This window comes from Citricoccus sp. SGAir0253, assembly GCF_005877055.1.
Lineage (GTDB): Bacteria > Actinomycetota > Actinomycetes > Actinomycetales > Micrococcaceae > Citricoccus.
Genome location: NZ_CP039424.1, coordinates 3014612 through 3039454, shown reverse-complemented (window position 1 = coordinate 3039454; position 24843 = coordinate 3014612). Strand labels below are relative to the sequence as shown.

General features: G+C 74.5%; 21 protein-coding genes and 1 pseudogene. 18 read left to right on the top strand and 4 right to left on the bottom strand.

What is annotated here, in order from left to right; genetic code table 11:
* The first annotated feature begins 20 nt into the window (after window positions 1–20).
* The 8 genes from E7744_RS13265 (at window position 21) to E7744_RS13230 (ending at window position 7868) form a co-directional block, all read left to right on the top strand.
* On the top strand, window positions 21–1112 hold the full coding sequence (locus E7744_RS13265; protein WP_137774526.1) for an enoyl-CoA hydratase/isomerase family protein: 1092 nt from the start codon (window positions 21–23) through the stop codon (window positions 1110–1112).
* Complete coding sequence (gene mmsB, locus E7744_RS13260) at window positions 1109–2176, top strand: 3-hydroxyisobutyrate dehydrogenase (protein WP_137774525.1); 1068 nt, start codon at window positions 1109–1111, stop codon at window positions 2174–2176. The genes E7744_RS13265 and mmsB overlap by 4 nt, the downstream gene beginning before the upstream one ends.
* Window positions 2173–2991 carry an enoyl-CoA hydratase gene (locus E7744_RS13255; protein ID WP_371415352.1) on the top strand — a complete coding sequence of 273 codons (819 nt, stop codon included), beginning with the start codon at window positions 2173–2175 and terminating at the stop codon, window positions 2989–2991. Before mmsB ends, E7744_RS13255 begins: the two co-directional genes overlap by 4 nt.
* An 82-nt stretch (window positions 2992–3073) precedes the next feature.
* The gene (locus tag E7744_RS13250; protein WP_137774524.1) at window positions 3074–4576 is read left to right on the top strand and encodes an aldehyde dehydrogenase family protein; all 1503 of its coding nucleotides are present in this window, start codon (window positions 3074–3076) and stop codon (window positions 4574–4576) included.
* Window positions 4573–5814, top strand: coding sequence for a CaiB/BaiF CoA-transferase family protein (locus E7744_RS13245; RefSeq protein WP_137774523.1), 1242 nt, complete (start codon window positions 4573–4575; stop codon window positions 5812–5814). The genes E7744_RS13250 and E7744_RS13245 overlap by 4 nt, the downstream gene beginning before the upstream one ends.
* Window positions 5811–6638 carry an enoyl-CoA hydratase/isomerase family protein gene (locus E7744_RS13240; protein WP_137774522.1) on the top strand — a complete coding sequence of 276 codons (828 nt, stop codon included), beginning with the start codon at window positions 5811–5813 and terminating at the stop codon, window positions 6636–6638. Before E7744_RS13245 ends, E7744_RS13240 begins: the two co-directional genes overlap by 4 nt.
* Window positions 6631–7164 carry a MarR family winged helix-turn-helix transcriptional regulator gene (locus tag E7744_RS13235; RefSeq protein WP_137774521.1) on the top strand — a complete coding sequence of 178 codons (534 nt, stop codon included), beginning with the start codon at window positions 6631–6633 and terminating at the stop codon, window positions 7162–7164. Before E7744_RS13240 ends, E7744_RS13235 begins: the two co-directional genes overlap by 8 nt.
* A 146-nt stretch (window positions 7165–7310) precedes the next feature.
* The gene (locus tag E7744_RS13230) at window positions 7311–7868 is read left to right on the top strand and encodes a CarD family transcriptional regulator (RefSeq protein ID WP_137774520.1); all 558 of its coding nucleotides are present in this window, start codon (window positions 7311–7313) and stop codon (window positions 7866–7868) included.
* Between the two features lie 31 nt (window positions 7869–7899).
* Here the strand turns inward: E7744_RS13230 and E7744_RS13225 are convergent, their stop codons facing one another.
* Window positions 7900–8859, bottom strand: a complete 960-nt coding sequence (locus E7744_RS13225) for an acyl-CoA thioesterase domain-containing protein (RefSeq protein ID WP_137774519.1) — start codon at window positions 8857–8859, stop codon at window positions 7900–7902.
* A gap of 301 nt (window positions 8860–9160) precedes the next feature.
* Here E7744_RS13225 and ectA point away from each other — a divergent pair.
* The 4 genes and pseudogenes from ectA to E7744_RS13210 form a co-directional block, all read left to right on the top strand.
* Window positions 9161–9649, top strand: a pseudogene (gene ectA / locus E7744_RS16270) (diaminobutyrate acetyltransferase); the annotation flags it as partial.
* A 111-nt stretch (window positions 9650–9760) separates the two neighbouring features.
* Entirely contained in the window at window positions 9761–11059 is a 1299-nt protein-coding gene (ectB, locus tag E7744_RS13220) for a diaminobutyrate--2-oxoglutarate transaminase (RefSeq protein ID WP_246858676.1), read from the top strand.
* Window positions 11060–11112: 53 nt separating this feature from the next.
* Window positions 11113–11565 carry an ectoine synthase gene (locus E7744_RS13215; RefSeq protein WP_137774517.1) on the top strand — a complete coding sequence of 151 codons (453 nt, stop codon included), beginning with the start codon at window positions 11113–11115 and terminating at the stop codon, window positions 11563–11565.
* Between the two features lie 157 nt (window positions 11566–11722).
* Window positions 11723–12481 (top strand): Asp/Glu/hydantoin racemase, encoded by a 759-nt coding sequence (locus E7744_RS13210; protein ID WP_137774516.1) that lies wholly within the window; start codon window positions 11723–11725, stop codon window positions 12479–12481.
* Window positions 12482–12582: 101 nt separating this feature from the next.
* Here the strand turns inward: E7744_RS13210 and E7744_RS13205 are convergent, their stop codons facing one another.
* Window positions 12583–13290 carry a maleate cis-trans isomerase gene (locus E7744_RS13205; protein WP_137774515.1) on the bottom strand — a complete coding sequence of 236 codons (708 nt, stop codon included), beginning with the start codon at window positions 13288–13290 and terminating at the stop codon, window positions 12583–12585.
* Window positions 13291–13421: 131 nt separating this feature from the next.
* On the opposite strand from E7744_RS13205, the gene E7744_RS13200 reads away from it, so the two are divergent.
* Window positions 13422–13925 carry a DUF3830 family protein gene (locus tag E7744_RS13200; protein WP_137774514.1) on the top strand — a complete coding sequence of 168 codons (504 nt, stop codon included), beginning with the start codon at window positions 13422–13424 and terminating at the stop codon, window positions 13923–13925.
* 26 nt (window positions 13926–13951) lie between these two features.
* Here the strand turns inward: E7744_RS13200 and E7744_RS13195 are convergent, their stop codons facing one another.
* Window positions 13952–14947, bottom strand: coding sequence for a D-2-hydroxyacid dehydrogenase (locus E7744_RS13195; protein ID WP_137774513.1), 996 nt, complete (start codon window positions 14945–14947; stop codon window positions 13952–13954).
* Between the two features lie 75 nt (window positions 14948–15022).
* Between E7744_RS13195 and E7744_RS13190 the strand changes: the two genes are divergently transcribed.
* Genes E7744_RS13190 through E7744_RS13180 form a run of 3 tightly spaced genes read left to right on the top strand, consistent with a single transcriptional unit; the run spans window position 15023 to window position 20993 of the window.
* Entirely contained in the window at window positions 15023–16318 is a 1296-nt protein-coding gene (locus tag E7744_RS13190) for an aspartate aminotransferase family protein (RefSeq protein ID WP_137774512.1), read from the top strand.
* A gap of 17 nt (window positions 16319–16335) precedes the next feature.
* Window positions 16336–19497, top strand: coding sequence for an FAD-binding and (Fe-S)-binding domain-containing protein (locus E7744_RS13185; protein WP_137774511.1), 3162 nt, complete (start codon window positions 16336–16338; stop codon window positions 19495–19497).
* Window positions 19494–20993 (top strand): NAD-dependent succinate-semialdehyde dehydrogenase, encoded by a 1500-nt coding sequence (locus E7744_RS13180; RefSeq protein WP_137774510.1) that lies wholly within the window; start codon window positions 19494–19496, stop codon window positions 20991–20993. Before E7744_RS13185 ends, E7744_RS13180 begins: the two co-directional genes overlap by 4 nt.
* Window positions 20994–21018: 25 nt before the next feature.
* On the opposite strand, the gene E7744_RS13175 is transcribed toward E7744_RS13180, so the two are convergent.
* On the bottom strand, window positions 21019–21693 hold the full coding sequence (locus tag E7744_RS13175; protein WP_137774509.1) for a GntR family transcriptional regulator: 675 nt from the start codon (window positions 21691–21693) through the stop codon (window positions 21019–21021).
* 213 nt (window positions 21694–21906) lie between these two features.
* Between E7744_RS13175 and E7744_RS13170 the strand changes: the two genes are divergently transcribed.
* Window positions 21907–23403, top strand: a complete 1497-nt coding sequence (locus E7744_RS13170) for an amidase (RefSeq protein WP_137774508.1) — start codon at window positions 21907–21909, stop codon at window positions 23401–23403.
* Window positions 23400–24797, top strand: coding sequence for an MFS transporter (locus E7744_RS13165; protein ID WP_137774507.1), 1398 nt, complete (start codon window positions 23400–23402; stop codon window positions 24795–24797). The genes E7744_RS13170 and E7744_RS13165 overlap by 4 nt, the downstream gene beginning before the upstream one ends.
* The last annotated feature ends 46 nt before the right edge of the window (window positions 24798–24843 follow it).

Here is a 24843-nt window from a genome sequence, read left to right as displayed (position 1 = left end):
CCGAGAGCGGAAGGGAATCCATGAGCACCGAACCGAGCACGACGCCGGCCGCGGACCCCGCGGACGGGCCCGAGGTGATCGTCCGGCGCGCCGGGCGCCTGGGCCACCTCGTCCTGAACCGCCCGCGGGCGCTCAACGCGCTCACCCCCGGCATGGTGGACACCGTCCGGGAGGCGCTGGCGCGGTGGCGCGAGGACGACGGCGTGCGCACGGTCCTCGTCACGGGCGCCGGGGAACGGGGGCTGTGCGCCGGCGGGGACATCGTCAACCTGCACCGCACGGTGGCCGAGGGCCACCCGGAGGACGCGGACGCGTTCTTCGACGTCGAGTACACGATGAACGGGGAGATCGCGGACTTCCCCAAGCCGTTCGTGGCGTTCATGGACGGCATCGTCCTGGGCGGCGGCGTGGGGATCTCCGCCCACGGCTCCCACCGGGTCGTCACCGAGCGCACCCGGCTCGGCATGCCGGAGACCGGAATCGGCTTCTTCCCGGACGTCGGCGGGTCCTGGCTGCTGTCCCGCGCGGACGGCTTCGGCCTGCACATGGCGCTGACGTCCCAGCACGTCACCGGTGCGGACGCCGTGGCGCTGGGCTTCGCGGACCACCACGTCCCCGCCGGGCGGCTGCCGGAGCTGGCCGCCGCGCTGGAGACGCTCGAGGCGGACGCGGCGATCGCCGCCGTCGCCACCGACCCGCCCGCCGCGCCCCTGCTGGCCCATCGTCGGTGGATCGAGGCGTGCTACCGGGCCGGCACGGCGGAGGAGATCGTCGCCGCCCTGGAGGCCGACGGCGACCCGGCCGCCGCCGAGGCCGCCGCGCACATCCGGGCCAAGTCGCCGACGTCGGTCAAGGTCACCCTCGAGCTCGTGCGCCGGGCCGGTCGGATGCGCTCGGTGCACGAGGTGCTGGACCAGGACCGCACGGTGGCCCACCACCTGATCCGCAGCGCGGACATGAGCGAGGGCATCCGCGCCCAGCTCGTGGACAAGGACCGCGATCCCCACTGGGACCCGGCCGCGCTCGAGGACGTGCGGGACGCCGACGTCGCCGCCGTCTTCGCCGCACCCCACCCGTCCCGCACCGAGGCCGTCGAGGAGGCCCTGTCATGACCGAGACCCCCGGGACCCCCACGGTCCCCGAGACCACCGCCCCCGCCGCGCTGCCGCAGGTGGCCTTCATCGGCCTGGGCCACATGGGCGCCCCGATGGCCGCCAACCTGGTGGCGGCCGGCTACCGCGTGCGCGGCTTCGACCTCGTGCCCGAGGCGCTCGAGACCGCCCGGGCCGCCGGCGTGGAGATCGCCGGCTCCGGCCCGGAGGCCGTGCAGGGCGCCGCACTGGTCATCACCATGCTGCCGGCCGGCCGCCACGTGCTGGTCGCCTACCAGGGCACCCCCGGGGACGGGGAAGCCCTCGCGGTGCCCGGGCTGCTGGAGGCTGCGGCCCCGGACACCCTGTTCATGGACTGCTCCACCATCTCGGTCGAGGACGCCCGCCGGGCGCACGAGCTCGCGACGGCGGCCGGGCACCGCAGCCTCGACGCGCCGGTCTCCGGCGGGGTGGTGGGGGCCGAGGCCGGGACGCTGACGATGATGGTCGGCGGCTCCGCCGAGGACTACGCCGAGGCCCTGCCCGTGCTCGAGGTGGTCGGCCGGCGGATCGTGCACTGCGGGGACGCCGGGGCCGGGCAGGCCGCGAAGGTCTGCAACAACCTGATCCTGGGGGCCTCCATGATCGCCGTGTCCGAGGCCTTCGTGCTGGGCGAGCGGCTGGGCCTGAGCAACCAGGCGCTGTTCGACGTGGCCTCCACGGCCTCCGGGCAGTGCTGGGCGCTGACCACCAACTGCCCCGTGCCGGGCCCGGTGCCCACGTCCCCGGCCAACCGGGACTACCGGCCGGGCTTCGCCGGGGCCCTCATGGCGAAGGACCTCGGGCTGGCCCGCCACGCCATCGAGGCCACCGGCACCGAGAGCCGGATCGGGCTGCTGGCCGAGCGGATCTACGCCGCCTTCGCCGCCGGCGAGGGGGCCGACCGGGACTTCTCCGCCATCATCGAGCAGATCCGCGAGCACTCCGCCCTCGAGACCGAGGCGGGGACCGGCACCGCGTCCGGGGCCGACGCCGGGACCGACACCGGGACCGGCACCGGGACCGGCACGGGAGCCGAGCAATGACCGCCACGACCGACGCGAGGAACGGGACCACCATGCACACGACCGACTACGAGACCATCCTGACGAGCACCGAGGGCCGGGTCGCCACGATCACCCTCAACCGGCCGAAGGCCCTCAACGCCCTGAACCTGCGGCTCACCGAGGAGCTGCTGGACGCCGCCGAGCGGTTCGACGCGGACCCGGGGATCGGGGCCATCGTCATCACCGGCTCCGAGAAGGCCTTCGCGGCCGGCGCGGACATCAAGGAGATGGCCACGCACTCCTTCGCGGACGTCTACGCCGCGGACCTCTTCGGCGCGTGGGACCGGCTCGTCGCGGTGCGCACGCCGGTGATCGCCGCCGTGGCCGGCCACGCCCTCGGCGGTGGCTGCGAGCTGGCGATGATCGCGGACCTCATCATCGCGGCGGACAACGCGAGGTTCGGCCAGCCGGAGATCAAGCTCGGCATCATCCCGGGCATGGGCGGGTCCCAGCGGCTGACCCGGGCGATCGGGAAGTCCAAGGCCATGGAGATGGTGCTCACCGGCCGGACCATGGACGCCGCGGAGGCCGAACGGGCGGGGCTGGTGGCCCGCGTGGTGCCGGTGGCCGACCTCCAGCGCGAGGTGGCGGAGCTGGCGGCCACCATTGCCGGGATGTCCAAGCCGATCGCGATGATCGCCAAGGAGGCGGTCAACCGCTCCTACGAGTCCTCCCTGCGCGAGGGGCTGCTCCACGAGCGCCGGATGAACCACGCCTGCTTCGCCACCGAGGACCAGAAGGAGGGGATGGCCGCCTTCGTCGAGAAGCGCCCGGCCTCCTTCGCCCACCGCTGAACCGCGCCCCGACCCCCGGCCCCCGAGCCACGACCGGGCCAGACCCGAGGCACCCCCGAGCCACACCCGAGAGAAGGACACCATGACCCAGACCACCCCGGACACCCGGGCCCAGGAGATCCTGGCCGGCGTCGAGCAGGCGCTGTGGATCGACGGCCACGCCGTGGAGTCGGCCACGGGGCAGTGGCGCGACGTGCTGAACCCGGCCCGCCGGGGCGAGGCGATCGCGCGCGTGCCCGCCGCCGGCCCCGAGGACGTGGAGCGCGCCGTGCGCGCGGCCCGCGCGGCGTTCCCCGCGTGGCGCGCCCTGCACTTCACGGAGCGCTCCCGGGCGCTGCTGGCGATCGCCGACGACATCGAGGCCGAGGCCGAGAAGTTCGCCCGGCTCACCGCCCTGGACACCGGCAACGCCCTGCGCACCCAGGCGCGTCCGGAGGTCGCCACGCTCGTCTCGCTCTTCCGCTACTTCGCCGGGGTCGCCGGCGAGGCGAAGGGCGTGACCCTGCCCGCGGGGGATCGGCAGCTGCAGTACACGCGCCGCGAGCCGCTGGGCGTGGTGGCATGCATCCTGCCGTGGAACTCCCCGCTGATGATCGCCGCCTTCAAGGTTCCCGCCGCCCTCGCGGCCGGGAACACGGTGATCCTCAAGGCCGCGGACGACGCGCCGCTGACCATCCAGTACCTGGCCCAGCTGTGCCAGCGGCACGTGCCGGCCGGCGTCGTGAACTCCCTGACCGGGCGCGGCTCGGTGATCGGCACCGCCCTGGCCACCCACCCGGGCGTGGACAAGGTGTCCTTCACCGGCTCCACCGAGGTGGGCCGCGGCGTGGCCGCGCAGGCCTCCGAGCGGCTGGCGCACCTGTCCCTGGAGCTGGGCGGGAAGAACCCGTCCATCGTGTTCCCGGACGCGGTGGAGGACGAGGGGATCCTCGACGGGCTGCTGCTGTCCTCCCGGTTCACCCGCCAGGGCCAGTCCTGCACCGCCGGGTCGCGGCTGTTCCTGCACGAGGACGTCTACGACGAGATGCTCCAGCGGCTCTCCGCCCGGCTCGGCGCCCTCGTGGTCGGAGACCCGCTCGACGAGGCCTCGGACATGGGCTCGGTCATCAACCAGTCCCAGTTCGACCAGATCAGCGGCTACCTCGAGGAGGGCCGGAACCACCCGGACCTGACCACGGTGCTCGGCGGCGAGGTCCCCGCCGAGGGTCCCCTCACCGAGGGCTACTACCACCTGCCCACCATCTTCGGCGGGGCCCGCAACGACTTCCGGCTCTCCCAGGAGGAGATCTTCGGGCCCGTGCTGGTGGCCATCAAGTGGAAGGACGTCGACGAGGTGGTGCGGATGGCCAACGACTCCCACTACGGCCTGGCCGCCTATGTCTGGACGCACGACCTGGACGCCGCCCTGGACACCGCCCACCGCCTCGAGGCCGGCTGGGTGCAGGTCAACCAGGGCGGCGGGCAGGTGGTGGGCCAGTCCTACGGCGGCTACAAGCAGTCCGGGATGGGCCGCGAGGTGTCCCTCGAGGGCATGCTGGAGGGCTTCACCCAGGTCAAGCAGGTCAACGTGAGGCTGCGGGGATGACGCCGGACGCGATCCCGGCCGCCGGTGCCCCGGCGCCCCTGCCGCTCGACGGCGTCCGGGTCGTGGACCTGTCCCGCGCGCTGGCGGGCCCGTACGCGACCGCCCTGCTGGGGGACCTCGGTGCCACCGTGGTCAAGGTCGAGTCCGTCACGGGCGGGGACTCCTCCCGCGCCTGGCCGCCGTTCGAGGGCGAGCACTCGCTCTATTTCGACTGCACCAACCGCAACAAGGAGTCGATCGCCATCGACTTCTACTCCGACCGGGGCCGGACGCTGCTGTGGGACCTCGCGGTGTCCGCCGACGTGCTGGTGGAGAACTTCCGCCCCGGCGTGCTGGCCACCATGGGCCTGGACCCGGAGGAGCTGCGCCGGGAGAACCCGAGCCTGGTGATCGCCTCGGTCTCCGGCTTCGGCAGCACCGGTCCGCTCGCGCAGGCCGCGGGGCTGGACCAGGTGGCGCAGGGCATGTCCGGGCTGATGTCCGTCACCGGCCCGGACGCCGAGCACCCCACCCGCGTGGGCGTCCCGGTCATGGACCTGTCCGCCGGGATGTTCACCGCCGTGGGGATCTGCGCGGCGCTGGCCGGGCGCGAGCGCCAGGGCGGGCGGGGCCGGCACGTGGCCACCTCGCTGCTGGAGGCCGGGCTCGCCCTGTCCGCGTTCCAGGGCCAGGACCACCTGTCCACCGGCGCCGTGCCCGTCCCGCGCGGCAACGACCACCCCGTGCTCGCCCCCTACGGCGTGTTCCGCACCGCGGACCTGCCGGTCATCATCGCCGTCGGGAACCAGGCCCACTGGCGGACCTTCTGCGGAATCCTCGGCGCGCCCGAGCTGGAGGAGGACCCGCGGTTCGCCACGGGGCGGGACCGCTCCGGGCACCGCCGGGACCTCGCGGAGCTCATCGAGCAGCGGCTGGCCACGCGCCCCGGGCTGGAGTGGATCGAGCGGTTCCGCGCCGCGGGCATCCCCACGGGACCGATCTACACCTACCCGCAGGCGTTCGCCGACCCACAGGTGCAGGCCCTGGACGTCGTGCGGCGGGTGCGGCGCGCGGACGGCTCGGAGCTGCCGCTCGTGCGCGGTCCGCTGAGCATCGACGGCGAGGCCACGCCCGTGCACCGCGCCCCGCCGGCGCTGGGGCAGGACACCCGCGCCGTGCTCAAGGGCCTCGGGCTGGACGAGGCGCAGATCGCCGGGCTCGTGGAGGCCGGCATCGTCACCGAGGCGGGACGGCCATGACCGGCCCGACGGCGGCCGGGCCCGGCGGACGCGTGACGGTGGCGACCGAGGGGGCGGTGGCCACGATCACGCTGTCCCACCCGCGCCGCCGCAACGCGATGACCGAGCAGATGTGGCTGTCCCTCGTCCCGGTCACCGCCGCGCTCGCCGAGGACCCCGCGGTGCGGGTCGTGGTGGTCCGCGGTGCGGGGGAGGACTTCTCCGCCGGGGCGGACCTGACCGACCTGGAGAACATCCTGCGGGACGAGGACACCGGCCGGCACGACGGCGGGGCGCTCGCGAAGGGCGAGGCCGCCCTGGCCGGGCTGCACAAGCCGACCATCGCCGCCGTCGACGGCTACTGCCTCGGCGGGGCCTGGCAGATCGCCGCGGCCTGCGACCTGCGGATCGCCTCCGCCCGGTCCACCTTCGGCATCACGCCGGCCAAGATCGGGATCGTCTACCCGGTCGCGGGCATCGAGCGGCTGGTGCGCCTGGCCGGCCCGGCCGTCGCCAAGTACCTGCTGTTCACCGGGGACTTCGTGGACGCCGAGCAGGCCCGGGCGATGGGCCTGGTGCACGCCGTGCACCCCACGGAGGACTTCTGGGACCGCGCGGACGCCCTGGCCCGGCGCGTGGCCTCCCGGTCCCAGCTGTCCGTCCAGGCGATGAAGGAGATCGTCGACCGGGCGTCCGCCGGCGGGGCGGGGCTGGAGGAGGCGAGCGCGCGCTGGCAGCGGCAGATGCTCGCCGCCGGGGACGCACGGACCGGGGTCGCCGCCTTCCTGGCGCACCGCGAGCCCGAGTTCACCTGGAACGGCGGACCGGGGGCCTCGCATGCGTGAACCCCTCGGGACGGACCCGGTGGCGGAGGCCTACCGCCACTGGGTGGACCGCGGCTGGAGCGGGGCCGCCGACGGCATGGCCCTGGTGACCTCGCTCGTCCGCGCGCAGCAGATCATCATGGCCCGCATCGACGCCGTGCTGCGGCCGCTGGACCTGAGCTTCGCGCGCTTCGAGCTGCTCACCCTGCTGTCCTTCACGCGCTCGGGGGCCCTGCCGATGGCCAAGGCCTCCGTGCGGCTGCAGGTGCACCCCACCTCCGTGACGAACACCGTGGACCGGCTGGAGCAGGCCGGCCTCGTGGCCCGCCGGGCCCACCCCACCGATCGGCGGGCCACGCTCATCGAGATCACCGCGGCGGGCCGCGACCTGGCCGACCGCGCCGGCCGGGCCCTGAACGAGCGCGTCTTCGGCGACCTCGGCATCCCCGCAGGGGACGTCTCCACCCTCAACGGCATCCTCGCGCGGTTCCGCGCCGATGCCGGCGACTTCGCGGGGGACACCCCGATCCTCCCCGTCAAGAACTGATTCCGCCCTCGGGGAACGCCAGATTCCCTCCGGCGAATTGTTTTTTCCGGCTATTTATGAGATGATTTATTGGCCGAATTCCCGGCGGCGTGCCGCTGCCGCCCGGAGGTCGCTCGGCTCCGTCAACAGGAAGGTGCACCCCACCCATGCGTCTGGTTCCCGGTCAGTTCGTCGTCCACCCCCACCACGGTCCCGCGGTCGTCCTGGACCGCAAGGTGCGCCAGTTGAAGGGCAAGGACGTCGCCTACGTGGAGCTGGAGATCCAGGACAAGGGGCTGCGCATCTCCGTGCCCGAGTCCATGGTGAAGACCATCGGCGTCCGGGACGTCAGCAGCCACACCACCGTGCGCAAGCTGATGTCCCTGCTGGCGAAGCCCAGCGAGCACGTCGAGGAGCAGTGGTCCCGCCGCCTGAAGGCGTTCCAGGAGAAGCTGGCCACCGGTGACCTGCCGCGCGTGGCCGAGGTGGTCCGTGACCTGCACCGCCGCCACGAGGTCAAGGAGCTCTCCATGGCCGAGCGCATGCTGCACCGCGAGGCCGTGGACGTGCTCGCCGCCGAGGTGGCCATCGTCCTCGACATCTCCGCCGCCGAGGCCGAGGACGTCATGGCCCAGGCGATCGACGGGGTCCCGCTCAAGGACCTCGGCCTGGACCGCGGCAAGGCGGCGAAGGCCCAGCGCGAGGACGCCCGGCAGGCCGCCTGACCCGTCCGGGTCGGGGCGCTCCGGCCCGCCCTCACTGGGCCGGCCGGAACACCGCCTCGGCCTGCACGAACGGCTTCGCGCCGGGCCCGTGCTCGGCGCCGGCCAGTTCCACCTGCACCACGCGCAGCGAGCGGCCCGCATGCCGGACCCGCACCCGCGAGGCGATCGCGCCGCCGGCCGGCCGCAGGAACATGACCCGCAGCGACTGCAGGTCGAACCCGGCGTGGTCCGGCATGGCCTGCTGGGCGGCCATGGCCGCCATTATGCTCAGGGCCCCGCCGTGGACGGCCCCGTGCGGGTTGCGCAGCTCGTCCTTGCGCTCGAAGCCCCATCCGGCCCCGAAGGCCTCGGTGACCGCCGGCCGCCCGGCCGGCGGGGCCGGCGTCGTGGGCCTCGCCCCCAGGATCCGGTCCAGGGGGACTTCCGTGTCCGGGCCCAGCGGCAGGCGTGCCATGGCGGTGAAGTGCTCGACGGCGGCCGGGTCGTGGCGCTCGACGCCCTGGAACCAGCCGGTCGCCTGGAGGTACTCCGTGCCGTCCGGCCCCACGAGCGTGCCGGAGGCCATCCCGCCCGTGGCGTCGGCCACGCGCGCCCGGGTCCAGGACTCGAGCACGGTGCCGTCCGCCGGCAGCGGCCGCAGCACGTTGAGCAGCAGCTCCGTGGTGACGATCCAGTCCAGCTCGGGGCCCGCCGCGTGCAGGGACGTGGCCAGGGTGTTGTCCATGATCACCGCCGCCGCGGCCCCGAAGGGCCGCCCGTCCGGGTCGAGGACCCACGGCCCGGTGCCCATCGTCCCCGTCCTCGCGCCCGCCGCACCGTGCTGCGGGTCGCGGAGCAGGTGCACGCGCATCAGCTGCTCCGTGCGGCCCAGCACGAGCCCGCGGCGGCCACCCTGCCGCCCCGGGGCGTCGAGGTCCGGGGCGGGGGCCTCGAGGGTGTCGGTCCCCACGGCCGGGGTGGAGGGCTGGCGGTCCGGGGTGGAAGCGGTCATTCCAGCAATGTAGCGGAGCCCGCCGTCGGGGAGCGGGGGAGCGGGGGAGGTGACGCCCGGCACGCGGGCGACGGCCCCGGGGAGGTCCTCCCGGCCCGCCGGCCGGGGGGTGAATATAACGGAATGATAACGATGCCCAGCAGTCCTTCCGTGTACGTCGTATTTGCCCGCGCAACCTCATGGCGCAAGGGATCCAAGGGGGTCCGCACCCCGCCACGGGAGGGGTGCCGAGGGGCCGGAAACCCCGGAATCCGGCCCTTCCCGAGTTGAGATCGAGATCGATCTCGTTAGGTTGGAATGGATGGCAGCTGATGCAGACACACCACTGACCACCCGACCGACCACCCCCACGTTGCGGCGCCCCCGGCCCGCCGACGGGGCCGCCCTCTGGCAGATGGCCAGGGACTCGCGGACCCTGGACGTCAACACCTCGTACGCCTACCTGCTGTGGTGCCGCGACTTCGCGGACACCTCCGTGATCGCCGAGCTCGACGGCGCGCCGGTGGGCTTCGTGACCGGGTACCTGCGCCCCGACGCGCCGGGCACGCTGATGGTGTGGCAGGTGGCGGTGGCCGAGGCCGCCCGGGGCCACGGGCTGGCCTCGCGCATGCTGGAGGAGCTGGTCTCCCGCACCTCCGCCGAGGCCGTGGAGACCACCATCACCGCGGACAACGAGGCCTCCATCGCGCTGTTCACGGGCCTCGCCCGCCGGCACGGCGCCGGCCACGAGGTCACGCCGCTGTTCACCGAGCGGATGTACCCGGACGGCCACGACACCGAGTTCCTGCACCGGATCGCCCCCACGCGGCCGGTCGCGGTCCGGGACCGGGGCGACGTCCTTGAGCCGACCGCCGCGTCGCCCACCACAGGCCATTCCCTCCCCCGACGAAAGGGACGCACCATGACGAACGACATCTTCACCACCACCGAGTCCGAGGTCCGCAGCTACAGCCGCAGCTGGCCCGCCGTGTTCAGCCACGCCTCCGGGTCCACCCAGACCGCCGAGGACGGCACCGAGTACCTGGACTTCTTCGCCGGGGCCGGCGCCCTGAACTACGGGCACAACCACCCGAAGATGCAGGCCGCCGTGGTCGAGTACCTCACCAGCGGCGCCCCCGTGCACTCCCTGGACATGATGACCCCGGCCAAGCGCGAGTTCCTCGAGACCTTCAAGGAGCTGATCCTCGACCCGCGCGGGCTGGACTACAAGGTGATGTTCCCCGGTCCGACGGGCACCAACACCGTGGAGGCGGCCCTGAAGCTGGCCCGCAAGGTCACCGGCCGCCAGCACATCCTGTCCTTCACCAACGCGTTCCACGGCATGACCCTGGGCTCGCTGTCCGTGACCGGCAACTCCATGAAGCGCAAGGGCGCCGGGATCCCGCTGACCAACAGCTCCAAGATCCCCTACGACGACTACTTCGACGGCGAGACCGCCGACTTCCTGTGGCTCGAGCGAGTGCTCGAGGACTCCGGCTCCGGCGTGGACAAGCCGGCCGCGGTGATCGTCGAGACCGTCCAGGGCGAGGGCGGGCTGCGCGCGGCCCGCGCCGAGTGGCTGCGCGGGCTGTCCGAGCTGTGCCGCAAGCACGAGATCCTGCTGATCGTGGACGACGTGCAGGCCGGCTGCGGCCGCACCGGCACCTTCTTCAGCTTCGAGGAGGCCGGCTTCACCCCGGACATCGTGTGCCTGTCCAAGTCCATCTCCGGCTACGGCCTGCCGATGGCCCTGACCCTGTTCCGCGGCGACCTGGACCAGTGGGCCCCGGGCGAGCACAACGGCACCTTCCGCGGCAACAACCCCGCGTTCGTGGCCGCCACCACCGCGCTGCGCGAGTTCTGGGCCGACGACTCCTTCGAGCGCGGCACCCTCGCCGAGGCCATCGCCACCGTGCACTCGGGCCTGGAGCAGATCGCCGCGTCCGTGGAGGGCGCCTCGGTCCGCGGCCGCGGCCTGCTGGCCGGCATCCGCTTCGAGGACGTCGAGGTGGCCGGCAAGGTGGCCCGCGAGGCCTTCGCCCACGGCCTGCTCGTGGAGACCTCCGGTCCGGACGACGAGGTGCTCAAGGTGATGCCGCCGCTCACCACCCCGAAGGACCAGCTCGAGCGCGGCCTGCGGTTGATCGCCGACGCGGTGGCCACCGTGACCGGTGCCGACGTGCAGTACCGCACCGGCGACCGCGAGCTGCTGGACGCCTGAGCAGGCGCCCCGCGCCACCGACCCACGCTTCGACCGACCGAAAGGAGCCACCCATGCTGGTGACCAACCTGAACGACCTGAACGAGACCGAGCGCGACATCAAGTCCGAGACCTGGCGCTCGCGCCGCATGGTGCTCGCCGGGGAGGGCGTCGGCTTCTCCCTGCACGACACCGTGATCTACGCCGGCACCACCTCGACCTTCCACTACGCGAACCACATCGAGGCCGTGTACTGCGTCCAGGGCGAGGGCACCCTCACCAACGAGGAGACCGGCGAGGTGCACGAGCTGCGCGACGGCACCATGTACCTGCTCGACGGGCACGAGAAGCACACCGTGCGCGCCACCACCGAGCTGCGCATGGCCTGCGTGTTCAACCCGCCCGTGACCGGCCGGGAGACCCACGACGAGAACGGCGTCTACGAGCTCGTCCTGCAGGACGGCTCGGACCGCAAGGTGCCGACCAAGGCCAACGTGGAGACCTCCGCCATGGCGGCCATGGGCTGATCACCGGCCCGGCCCCTCCACGGCCCGGCGCGCCCGCCTGCTCCCAGGCCGGGGCGCGCCGGGCCTCGGCGTGTCCGCCTCCGGGGTGCGGCGTTCCGGGCTCCGGGGCGGGCCTCCGTCGCATTGTCGACGATCGGACGCCATGGGAGAATGAGGCATGCCGGACACGACGGGACGCATCCCCAAGGGGCCCGCGCCCGACCGGGTCATCGGGGTGGTCGACCCCTACGACATGGCGCTGGACCGCGAACTGTGGCGCTGGATGCCGGCCGGCGTCTCCCTGGCCATGGCACGGACCCCGTACCACCCGCTCGTCGTGGACGAGTTGATGGCGAGCGCGCTGGGGGACGACGCGGAGATCCGCTCCACGGCCCGGTCCCTGGCCGCGGTGGAGCCGGAGGCCGTCGTCTTCGCCTGCGCCTCGGGCAGCTTCGTCCACGGGGTCGACGGCGCCCGGCGCATCTCCGCGGCCATCGCGGAGGAGGTGGGCGCCCCGGCCGTGACGACGTCCGAGGCGCTCCTGGAGGCGCTGGACGCCCTGGGCCTGGCGCGGGTGGCGATCGCGACGCCCTACGTCCCGCGCCTGACCGAGCGGCTGGAGGCCTTCCTCGCCGCCGAGGGCCACTCCGTGGTGGGCACCGCCGGCCTCGGCCTCGACCACCTGATCTGGCACGTGCCGTACCGCGTGACCGCCGGGCTCGTGCGCGAGGCGGACCGCCCGGAGGCCGAGGCGGTGTTCGTCTCGTGCACCAACCTGCCGACCTTCGACATCATCGCCCCGCTCGAGGCGGAGCTGGGCAAGCCGGTGCTCACGGCCAACCAGGTCACCGCGTGGGCCGGGCTGCGCCGCCTGGGCCTGGGGCTCACGGCGCGGGACCAGGTGCTCGGTGCGGCGGGCTGGGCCGCGGACGGCTGAGGGCCGCCCGGACGCGGGGGCGGCCGGACGGCATTCCTCGCCGGGCCGTCGTCGGGATCCCGCCCCGTCCTCGCCTCGCCCGCGCCGGGCCGCCGTCGCTCTCAGGCGAAGAGGGCGCCGAGCCCGGGCGCGCGGGCGGGGTGGCCGGCCAGCGCGAGCCCGTGCCACGCCGTGACCTGGTTGGCGGTCAGCACGGGTACGCCCGCGGCGGCCTCCAGCTCCGGCAGGACCTCGATCGTGTGCAGGGCGGTGTCCGGGACCAGCAGGCACTCGGCCCCGGCGAGGTCCGCCGCCCCGGCGACCCGCCGCACCCAGTCCGGGCCCAGGGCGCCCGCGTCCTCGCCGCTCGGGACGTCGTACGAGGACAGGGCGGTCACCGTGATGCCGTCCCGCTCCAGGAGGTCCACGAAGTGGGCCGCGACGTCCCCCGGGTAGGTCGCCGCGACGGACGCGCGCCGCAGGCCGAGGTGGTGCACCGCCGCGGCGAAGGCCAGGGAGGTCGACGAGGCGGGTGCCCCCGCGGCCTCCCGGACCCACCCCGCCTGCTCGTGGCAGCCCTCCCAGCCGTACACGAAGCTGCCCGAGGTGCAGGCCCACATCACCGCGTCCGGGGCGAGGGCCCGGGCCCGGGCGGCGGGGCTGGCCAGCTGCTGCCGGGAGCCCAGGGCCAGCAGGGCCGGCACGTCGTGGGCGGTGCCGCCCTCCCACGTGTGCACCACGGGGAGGGAGGCGCCGGGGACCCGGTCCTCGAGGGCGCGGAACTCGTCCTCGGCGCTGTGGCCGGGGTAGAGCATGACGACGGTGTGCACGGCGGTGGCCCTCCTCCTGGGGTGCGCCGCGGATGCGCCGGGGGTTGCGGCGTGACCGCGGACGCCTACAGTTGGATTGTAGACAATCCTCGGGCCGCCCGGGCCCCTCGATCCTCCGGACGGAGCCTGCCATGGCGCGGTACATCACGGTCACCCTGGAACGGCGGGGGGTCACCGCCCGCGCCCGGCTGCTGGACGAGGAGGCTCCCCGCACGGCCGCCGCCGTCTGGGAGGCCCTGCCCCAGTCCGGCCAGGTGTTCCACGGCAAGTTCGCCCGCAACGAGGTCTACGCCCTCGTCCCGGCGTTCGCGGCGCAGGAGCCGGGCCCGGAGAACCAGACCGTGACCCCCATCCCCGGGGACCTGTGCTACTTCACCTTCGAGGGCGTCCTGGACAATCCCGCCTACGGGTACGAGCCCGCCGCCGGGACGGCCGAGCACCGGCTGCTCATCGACCTGGCCGTGTTCTACGGGCGCAACAACCTGCTGCTCAACGGCGACGTCGGCTGGGTGCCCGGGAACGTCTTCGCCACGATCGAGGAGGGCCTGGAGGAGTTCCGCGCGGCGTGCCAGGACGTGTGGATGGGCGGAGCGCGCGGGGAGACGCTGGCCTTCGCCCGGGCCGACGCCGGCTGACCTGTCCCGCTCCGGGACGGGCCGGATCAGGACCGGCGGACGTAGCCGAGGTCCTTGTCGACGCGGTGGGCCGGGACGGAGCCCGCGAGCCAGCGGTCCAGGTTGTCGGCGAACTGGTCCGCCAGCGTGTCCCGCCAGCCCACCACGTCCCCACTCATGTGGGCGGACACGTGCACGTTCTCCATCGCCCAGAACGGATGGCCGGGGGGCAGGGGCTCCTCGGCGAACACGTCCAGGGAGGCCGCGGCGATCCGCCCGGACCGGAGCGCCTCGACCAGCGCCGGCTCCTCCACGAGCGCCCCGCGGCCCACGTTCACCACGTGGGCGGTGGGCTTCATCCGCCCCAGCACCTCCGCGTCCAGGAGGCCGCGGGTGGCCTCGGTCAGCGGCGCGATCAGCACGAGGTGGTCGGCCCACCCGGCGTGCTCGGCCAGGTCCGCGCTGGCGACCACGGTGCCGAAGTCGGGGTCGTCCTCGCGCGCCGTGCGGCCCGCGCCGCGCACCTCCAGGCCCACTGCACGGAGCAGGCGCGCGGTGGCCCGGCCGATGCCGCCGGTCCCGACGACGAGCGCGTGCTGCCCGGCCGTGCGCCGGACCTCCCGGTGCCGCCACGTGGACCGCCGCTGCAGGTCCTTGCTCAGGTGGAGCTGCTTGTCCTGCGCCAGGACCGAGGCCAGGACGAACTCGGCGATGGGCCCGTCGAAGGCGCCGTGGGCGTTGGTGACCAGGACGTCCGAGTCGCGCAGCCCGTCGAAGAGCAGGGAGTCCACGCCGGCCGCGGCCACGTGCACCCAGCGCAGCGCGTCGGCGTGCTCCCACGCGTCCCGCAGGGCGGTGGAGAAGAAGTCCCAGACGAGGAGCACCTCGGCCCCGGGCAGGGCCCCGCCCAGCCCCTCCGCATCGGTGTAGACGACCTCCGCCCGGTCCTCCAGGAGGGCCGCGTTGTACGGGGGCGGGGTGGTGGCCGTGGTCAGCACGACCACCGTGGGCCGCGGTCCGGGGCGGCATGTCCTGTTCTCCATGGTCTCCACGCCCCCACCCTAGGTCGCCCTGCTTATTGTTGACAATAAGTCGATGCGGACGGGAGGATGTGCGGCATGACGTCCCTGAGCCCCGTCCTCAAGCAGGCCACCCCCGTGGTCGTGGACCACGCCCTCGGCAGCTGGATCTTCGGCACCGACGGGCGCGAGTACCTCGACTTCACCACCGGCATCGGCGTGACGAGCACCGGCCACTGCCATCCGCGGGTGGTGGAGGCCGCCCGCGAGCAGGTGGGCCGGATCATCCACGCCCAGTACACGACCGTGATGCACCGGCCGCTGCTGGAGCTCACCGGGAGGCTGGGCGAGGTGCTGCCCGCCGGCCTGGACTCGGTGTTCTACGCCAACTCCGGCTCGGAGGCGGTGGAGGCCGCCGTCCGGCTGGCCCGCATGGCGACGGGGCGGCCGAACGTCGTCGTCTTCCAGGGCGGGTTCCACGGCCGCACGGTCGCGGCCGCCTCCCTCACCACGGCCGGCACCCGGTTCTCGGCCGGGTTCGCCCCCCTGATGGCCGGCGTGCACATGTCCGCCTTCCCCTACGCCTACCGCTACGGCTGGGACGAGGCGACCGCGGTCGAGTTCGCCCTGCGGGAGCTGGACTACCTGCTGAGGACCCGCACCGCCCCGGAGGACACGGCGGCCTTCCTCATCGAGCCCGCCCTGGGGGACGGGGGCTACCTGCCCACGCCGCCGGCGTTCCTGGAGGGACTGCGGGAGCGGGCCGACCACCACGGCATCCAGCTGGTCGTCGACGAGGTGCAGGCCGGCGTCGGGCGCACCGGGAGGTTCTGGGGCCACCAGCACTCCGCCGCCGTCCCGGACATCCTCATCACCGCCAAGGGCATCGCCTCCGGCTTCCCCATCTCGGCGATCGCCGCACCCACCGAGACCATGGCCAAGGCCTGGCCGGGCTCCCAGGGCGGCACCTACGGCGGCAACGCGGTCTCCGCCGCGGCCGGCGTGGCCACCCTGGACGTCGTCCGGGACGAGGGCCTGGTGGAGAACTCCCGGGTGCGCGGTGAGCAGCTCCAGGCGGGGCTGCGGGAGGTCCAGCGCCGGTTCCCGGTCATCGGGGACGTCCGCGGGCTGGGCCTGATGCAGGGTATCGAGTTCACGGCCGCGGACGGCACCCCGGACGCCGCGACGGCCACCGCCGTCCAGCAGGCCACCACGGGGCACGGGCTGCTCACCCTGACGTGCGGGCCGTCCGGCAACGTGGTGCGCCTCATCCCGGCCCTCGTGGTCACGGAGGGCGAGATCGCGCTGGGCCTGGAGCGCCTCGAGGCGGCCGTGGCGTCCGTCGTCGGGGCCGTCCCCGCCGGTGCCGCCGCCGTCCCCGCCGCCGGCGCGTGACGGGGCTGGGGGACCGCATGCGGGACGCCGCCGAGACCCTCCCAGGGCCCCTCCCCGGGACCGGGCCGCGCGAGGAGGCCGCCCTCCGGGACGGGGCCGGCCCGGGCTCCGCCGTGGTCGACGTGGTCGACCGCCTGCGGGCGGCCGGGCTGGACCCGGACGCCTCGCCCCGGCGCCTGGCCGAGTACTCCTACGACGCCTCCAACTACCGCGTCGCCCCGGTGGCCGTGGTGTTCCCGCGCTCCGCGGAGGAGGTCCGCGCCGCCGTCGTGGCCTGCCGCGAGACCGGCACCGCGCTCATCGGCCGCGGCGGGGGCACGTCCATGGCGGGCAACGCGGTGGGCCCGGGCGTGGTCCTGGACCTCTCCCGCCACCTGAACCGCGTCCACGGCATCGACGAGGCCGCCGGCACGGTGGACGTGGAGCCCGGCATGGTGCTGGCGGAACTGACCCGGGAGGTGGAGGCCGCCACCGGTGGCCGCCTCACCTTCGCCCCGGACCCGTCCTCTCGGACCCGGGCCACGGTGGGCGGGGCGATCGGCAACGACGCGTGCGGCAACCACTCGGTGCGCCACGGCCGGACCTCCGACCACGTGGTGGAGCTCGACGTGGTCACCTCCGACGGCGCGCGACTCACGGCCACGACCACGGGCCTGCGCGCCACCGACCCCGCGGACGCCGCCTCCGCGGCGCGCGCCGCGGAGCTGGAGGAGGCCCTGCGCGGGCTCGCCCGGGACCACCTCGCCGCCTTCCGGCGGGAGCTGGGCCGGATCTCCCGCCAGGTCTCCGGTTACCACCTGGAGCACCTGCTGCCGGAGCGGCACCTGGACGTCGCCCGCGCGCTGGTGGGCACCGAGGGCACCTGCGCCCTCGTGGTGCGCGCCCGTATGCGGCTGGTGCCCCGGCCGGCGAGCGCCCTGCTGGTGTGCCTGGGCTACGCCGGGGTCGTGGACGCCGCGCGGGACGTGCCCGCCATCCTCGAGTCCTCCCCCGCGGCCGTGGAGGGGATCGACCGGGCCATCGTGGAGACCATGCGCCTGCGCCGCGGCGCGGACTCCGTGCTCGGCCTGCCCGCGGGGGATGCGTGGCTGTTCGTGGACCTCGACGGCGACGACGCGGACGAGGTGGCGGCCGCCGCCGAGCGGCTGCTCGCCCGGCTGGGGCGCGAGGGCCGGCTCGTGGAGGGCCGGGCGGTGCCCGACCCCCTGGAGCGGGCCTCGCTGTGGCGGGTGCGCGAGGACGGGGCCGGGCTCTCCTCCCGGTTGGCCTCCGGCGGGGAGTCGTGGCCCGGGTGGGAGGACTCCGCGGTGGCCCCCGAGCGGCTCGCCGACTACCTCACGGACCTCCGGGCCCTGCTCGACGCGCACGGGCTGGACGGGGTCATGTACGGCCACTTCGGGGCCGGGTGCATGCACATCCGCATCACCTACGACCTGCGCACGGAGGCCGGGCGGGCCGTCTTCCGCGACTTCACCCGCGCCGCGGCGGAGCTGGTGGTCCGCCACGGCGGGTCGCTGTCCGGGGAGCACGGCGACGGCCGGGCGCGGTCGGAGCTGTTGCCGATCATGTACTCCCCGGAGGTCCTCGCCGCCTTCGCCGGGTTCCGGCGGCTCTGGGACCCGGCGGGCATCCTCAACCCCGGCTCGGTCACCGCCCCGGACCCGATGGATGCCCACCTGTCCCTGGCGGGTGTGCCCGACCGGCCCTGGCGCACGAGCTTCGAGCTGCGGCCCCTGGGGGCCCGGCCCGGGGCCCCCGAGGGCGGGCGCACCGAGGACGAGCGCGCCGACGACGAGCGCGCCGGCGCCTGGGTGCACGCCGTGCAGGGCTGCATCGGCGTGGGGCGGTGCCGCGCGGACACCGGCGGGGTCATGTGTCCGAGCTACCGCGCCACCCGGGACGAGAAGGACTCCACGCGCGGCCGCGCCCGCGTGCTGCAGGAGGTGGTCCGGGGCGCCCGCACCGTCGAGGAGGGGTGGCGGTCCGAGGAGGCCCGCGAGGTGCTGGACCTGTGCCTGTCCTGCAAGGCCTGCTCCACCGACTGCCCGACCGGCGTGGACATGGCCACCTACAAGTCCGAGTTCCTCGACCACTACTACCGGGGCCGCCGTCGCCCGCTCTCGCACTACTCGCTCGGCTGGCTGCCCCGGTGGCTGGCGGTCACCGGCCGGATCGCCCCGCTCGTGAACGCCGTGCTGGCCACCCCGCTGGGCCGGACCGCCGCGGCCCTGGGCGGGCTGACCACCCGGCGCCGGCTGCCGCGCCTCGCCCCGTCCGGGGCGTGGCGCCGGGAGGTCGGCGCGGCGGCCACGGTCGCCGCCGGCGGTCCGGCCGGTGCGGGCGTCACCGGACCGGGCGCGGAGGACACCGTGCTGTTCGTCGACACCTTCACCCGCGGGTTCCGTCCCGAGGTGGCCGGGGCCGCGGCCCGGGTGCTCGCCGGCACCGGCGGGTCCGTGGAATGCTCGGCCGAGGCCTGCTGCGGGCTGACCTGGATCTCCACCGGCCAGCTGCGCCCCGCGCGGGCGATGCTCACCCGGGCCGCGGAGGTGCTCGACGACGGCACGGACCGGCCGATCGTCGTCGTCGAGCCCAGCTGCGCCGCGGCCCTGCGCAAGGACCTGCCCGAGCTGGTCCCCACGGACCGGGCCCGCCGCGTGGCCGCCCGGGTGCGCAGCTTCGCCGCCCACGTGGCCGAGCGCTCCGCCGGCGGGTGGTCGCCCCGGCCGGGCCGTCCGGTCCCCGGGCGGGTCGTGCTGCAGACGCACTGCCACGAGTACTCGGTCTTCGGGCAGGGGGCGCAGCGGACCGCGCTGGCGGCCGCCGGTGTCACGGACATCGTGGAGGCCACCGGCTGCTGCGGGGTGGCCGGCAACTTCGGCTTCGAGCGCGAGCACTACGCTGTGAGCATGCAGGTGGCGGAGAACGCCCTGGCCCCGGCGCTGCGCGCCGCGGGGCCGCGGACCGCGGTGCTCACCGACGGCTTCTCCTGCGCCCGGCAGGTCGACCAGCTCGACGCCGGCCGGCCCGGCCTGCACCTGGCCCAGCTCCTGGACCCCGCGCCGACCGCGCCGGCGGATCCGGAGCCGACGGGCGCCGCCGCGCGCCCGCCGGCCGAGCCGCATCCGCAGCCTGACCCCCAGCCCGACCCGCAGCCCGGACGAGAGGACCCATCGTGACCGTCAACGCCCACACCACCCCCGCCGCCCGCACCTCCGCGGAGGCCCGGCGCGCGGTCTCCGCCGTCAGCACCGGCGTGTTCATCGACGGGCAGTGGGGCGAGGCCGCCTCCGGGGCCCGCTTCGACGTGGTCAACCCCGCCACCGAGGAGGTCATCGCCACCGTCGCGGACGGGGGCCCCGAGGAGGCCCGGCGCGCGATCGAGACCGCCGGCCGCGTCCAGCGGACGTGGGGCCGCACGCCGCCCCGGGAGCGCAGCGAGATCCTGCGCCGCGCCTACGACCTCATCATGTCCCGCCAGGACGAGCTGGCCCTGGTGATGACCACGGAGATGGGCAAGCCCCTGGCCGAGGCCCGGGGGGAGGTGGCCTATGCCGCCGAGTTCTTCCGCTGGTTCTCCGAGGAGGCCGTGCGCATCGGCGGGGACCACACCACCACGGGGGACGGCCGGAACCGGATCCTCGTCTCCCGCGAGCCGGTGGGCCCGTGCGTGCTGGTCACGCCCTGGAACTTCCCGCTGGCCATGGGCACGCGCAAGATCGGCCCGGCCATCGCGGCCGGCTGCACCATGGTCTTCAAGCCGGCCGCCCTCACCCCGCTGTCCTCGCTGGCGCTGGTGGACATCCTCGTGGAGGCCGGCCTGCCCCGGGGCGTGCTCAATGTCGTCTGCACGTCCAGCGCCTCGTCCGTGGTGGGCCACTGGATGGCCAGCGGCATCGCCCGCAAGGTCAGCTTCACCGGCTCCACGGAGGTGGGCGTCCGCCTGCTGGAGCAGGCCGCCCAGCACGTGATGCGCTCGTCCATGGAGCTCGGCGGCAACGCGCCCTTCATCGTGTTCGGGGACGCGGACCTGGACCGCGCGGTGGAGGGTGCCGTCACGGCGAAGATGCGCAACATGGGGGAGGCCTGCACCGCGGCCAACCGGCTGTTCGTGCACCGCTCGGTGGCCGACGAGTTCTCCCGGCGCCTGGCCGACCGCCTCGGGTCGCTGGCCGTGGGTGACGGCGCCCGGGACGGCACCGAGGTGGGGCCGCTCGTCGAGGAGAAGGCACTCGCCAAGGTGCAGGAGCTCGTGGACGACGCCGTCGCCCGGGGCGCCACGGTGGTCTGCGGCGGCTCCCGGCCCGAGCGGCCGGGGTACTTCTACGCCCCCACCGTCCTGTCCGACGTCGACCCTCGGTCCCAGCTCATGGGCGAGGAGATCTTCGGTCCCGTCGCCCCCGTGATCCCGTTCGACACGGAGGAGGAGGTCGTGCGGCTGGCCAACGACACCCCGTGGGGCCTCGTGGGATACCTCTTCACCCAGGACGTCGACCGGGGCTTCCGCGTGGGCGAGGCACTCGAGGTCGGCATGGTCGGGCTCAACACCGGCATCGTCTCGAACCCCGCGGCGCCCTTCGGCGGCGTCAAGGCCTCGGGCCTGGGCCGGGAGGGCGGCCGCGTGGGCATCGAGGAGTTCCTCGAGGTCAAGTACATGGCGGTGCCGCGCGGCTGACCCGCCGGCCGGGCCGGGGTCCCGGCTACCGTCCCGGCTGCTCTCCGGCGGGCTGGAGCCGCCCCAGCGCGTCCTCCATGTGGTCGCGCAGCAACCGGTCGGCCTCCGCGGTGTCGCCGCGCCCGATCGCCTCGGCGATCCCCCGGTGCTCCTCGAGGCGGAAGGCGTGCGAGGCGTAGCGCGTCTCGAGCGCCGTGATGCACATGCGGGTCTCCACCATCAGGGTGGTGTGCATCCGCGAGAGCCGGGGACTGCCGGCCAGGGACACCAGCCGGGCGTGGAACTCCACGTCCGCCTCGGTGAGCGCGTCGGCGTCGTCCCGGCCCACGGCCGCGGCCATGGTCTCCACCACCTCGAGCAGGCGCTCGCCGGCGTGCGCGGCCTGGACCTCGATGGCCCGCGCCGCCGCGGCGCGCTCCACGGCCGTCCGGGCGAGGTACATGTCCCGCACGTCGTCGTCCGTCACCTCGATGACGAACACGCCGCGGTTGCGGATGCTGACCAGCAGGCCCTCCTGGGTCAGCCGCTGCATCGCCTCCCGCAGCGGCCCCCGGCTCACCCCGAGCCGGCGGCTGAGCTCCGCCTCGTTGAGCTGTTGGCCCGGGGCCAGCTCACCCTGCCCGATCGCCCGGCGCAACTGCCGCGCGATGAGGGAGGGGGTCGTCTCCTGGACCACCGGTTGGAGCGTGGGACTGGTCATGGGGGCCTCCGGCCGTGGCAGCGGGTCTGAAAGAAGGATTGTCCACAATCATACCGCCGACCTCCGCTCCCTGGGACGCTCCCGGAGGGGCCCTGGCTCCCGTCGGTGCACTGTTGTCCGGGCCACACCCCACGCGTAGACTGATTGTCGACAATGGTACGAAGAGGGGCACCAAGAGGGGCGCGACGGGCGAGCCGCCTCGGGGAGGACACCATGGCGGAGCTGGCCGGCCTCACGGCGCTGGAACTGCTGGACGGCTACCGTCGCGGCGCCCTGTCCCCCGTGGAGGCCACGCGTGCGGCCCTGCAGGCCATCGAGGAGCGCGACGGGGCGGTCAACGCCTTCGTGGCGGTGGACGCCGAGCAGGCCCTGGAGGCCGCGGCGGCGTCGGAGCGCCGTTGGCGGGCGGGAGAGCCCCTGGGGCCCGGGGACGGCGTCCCCACGTCCGTCAAGGACGTCTTCCACACCCGGGGCTGGCCCACCCTGCGCGGCACCCGGCTCATCGACGCCGAGCGCCGGTGGGACGAGGACGCCCCGTGCGTGGCCCGCCTGCGCGAGACCGGCGCGGTGCTGCTGGGGAAGACGACCACGCCGGAGTTCGCGTGGAAGGGCGTCACCGACTCCGCGCGCCACGGCTCCACCGGCAACCCGTGGGACCCCTCGCTGACCCCGGGGGGCTCGAGCGGCGGCAGCGCCGCGGCGGTGGGCCTGGGCATGGGCCCGTGGTCGGTGGGGACGGACGGCGGCGGCTCGGTCCGCATCCCGGCTGCGTTCACCGGCACGGTGGCCCTGAAGCCGACCTACGGGCTGGTCCCCCTGTACCCGGCGAGCCCCTTCGGCACGCTGGCCCACGCCGGGCCCATGGCGCGCACGGTGGCCGACGCCGCCCTGCTGCTGGACGTCGTCACGGGCTTCGACTCCCGGGACTGGTCCGCACTGCCGACCCCCACCCGCTCCTTCCTGGACGGGCTCGACGACGGGGTCTCCGGCCTGCGCATCGCCTTCTCGCCCACCCTGGGGTTCGGGCGCAACGACCCGGCGATCGAGCGGCTCGTCCGGGCGGCCGCCGAGAGGTTCCGGGACCTGGGCGCCGTGGTCGAGGAGGTGGACCCGGGCATCGAGGACCCCGTGGAGGCCTTCCACGTCCTGTGGTTCGCCGGGGCGGCCAAGGTCCTCGAGGGCTACGGCCCGGACGCCCGGGAGCGGATCGACCCCGGGCTGCGGCGCGGCATCGAGGAGCTCGGCGAGGCCAGCGCCGCCGCGTTCCTCGACGCCACCGCGGTCCGGGTGGCCCTGGGCGTGGCCCTGGGGCGCTTCCACGAGGCCTACGACCTGCTGCTCACCCCCACGCTGCCGATCCCCGCGTTCGCCCGCGGCCGGGACACCCCCGTGGGGTGGCCCTCGCCCCACTGGACCAGTTGGACGCCCTACACCTACCCGTTCAACATGACCCAGCAGCCGGCGGTGAGCGTCCCCTGCGGCTTCACCGAGGACGGGCTCCCCGCGGGGCTGCAGGTCGTCGGCCCCCGCCACGCCGACCGCACGGTCCTCCGGGCGGCCCGGGCGTACGAGCGGGCCGTCGACTGGGGGACCCGGCGCCCGGCGCGCCCGGAGGCCCAGCACCCACGTCCCGGCGTCCCCGACGCCGGGTCCACCCCGGCCGGGGTGCCGGCCGGCGCACCGTCCGCATCCCGAGGGAGGACCCCATGACCCCGCACCACACCGCCGGCAGGACCGGCACCCGGCAGGAACAGCTGCCCCGCGACCCGGAGACGGGCCGTATCCAACCGGACGACCGGACCATCCGCCGTGCCGTCGCGGCCTCGGCGATCGGCAACGCCACCGAGTGGTTCGACTACGGCGTCTACGCCGTGTCGGTCGTCTACATCACCCAGAACTTCTTCCCGGGCGAGTACGGCACCGTCCTCGCCCTGAGCACCTTCGCGTTCTCGTTCCTCGTCCGGCCCCTGGGCGGGCTGTTCTGGGGCCCCCTCGGCGACCGTCTCGGCCGCAAGCGCATCCTCGCCCTGACCATCCTCCTGATGGCCGGGGCCACCTTCTGCATCGGGCTGCTGCCTACCGTCGAGGCCATCGGCATCGCGGCGCCGGTGCTGCTCATCCTGCTCCGGGCGGTCCAGGGCTTCTCCACGGGCGGCGAGTACGGCGGCGCCGCCACGTTCATGGCCGAGTACGCCCCGGACCGGAAGCGTGGCCGCCTGGGCAGCTTCCTGGAGTTCGGCACGCTCGCCGGCTTCGCGCTCGGCTCGCTCATCGTCCTGCTCGGCGAGGTCACCGTGGGGACCGAGGCCATGGGGGAGTGGGGCTGGCGCATCCCGTTCCTGATCGCCGGGCCGCTGGGCCTGGTCGGCCTGTACCTGCGGTCCCGGCTGGCGGACTCGCCGGTGTTCCAGGAACTGGAGGAGTCCGGGCACACCGAGGCGAGCGCCGGGTCCGCGCTGAAGGACCTGCTCACCCGCTACTGGCGGCCCATGCTCACGATGACGGGACTGGTGATCGCGCTGAACGTGGTGAACTACACCCTGCTGAGCTACATGCCCACGTACCTCGAGGGCCAGGTGGGGATGGAGAACCAGACGGTCCTGACGATCATGTTCGTGGCCCAGTTCGCCATGATGCTCGTCATCCCGTTCGCCGGGGCCCTCTCGGACCGGGTCGGTCGCAAGCCCATGTGGTACGCCTCGCTGATCGGCCTGCTGGTGCTGGCCATCCCGATGTACATGCTGATGTCCAACGGCTTCTGGTGGGCCCTGCTCGGCTTCGCCGTGCTGGGCCTGCTCTACATCCCCCAGCTGGCCACCATCTCGGCCACGTTCCCGGCCATGTTCCCCACGCAGGTGCGCTACGCGGGCTTCGCGATCACCTACAACGTGGCCACCGCGGTCTTCGGCGGCACCGCGCCGCTGGCCAACGAGGCCCTCATCGACGCCACCGGCAATCCGCTGGTCCCCGCCTTCTACATGATGGCCGCCTGCGTCGTCGGGCTCGTGGCCGTGTGGTTCATGAAGGAGACGGTGGGCGCCTCCCTGCGCGGCACGGAGATCCCGGAGACGCGGCCGCAGGACATCGTCCGCGCCCGCACCTGAGCCCTGGCCCGGTGGCCCCGGAGCCCGCGCGTCCCCCCGGGCGCGC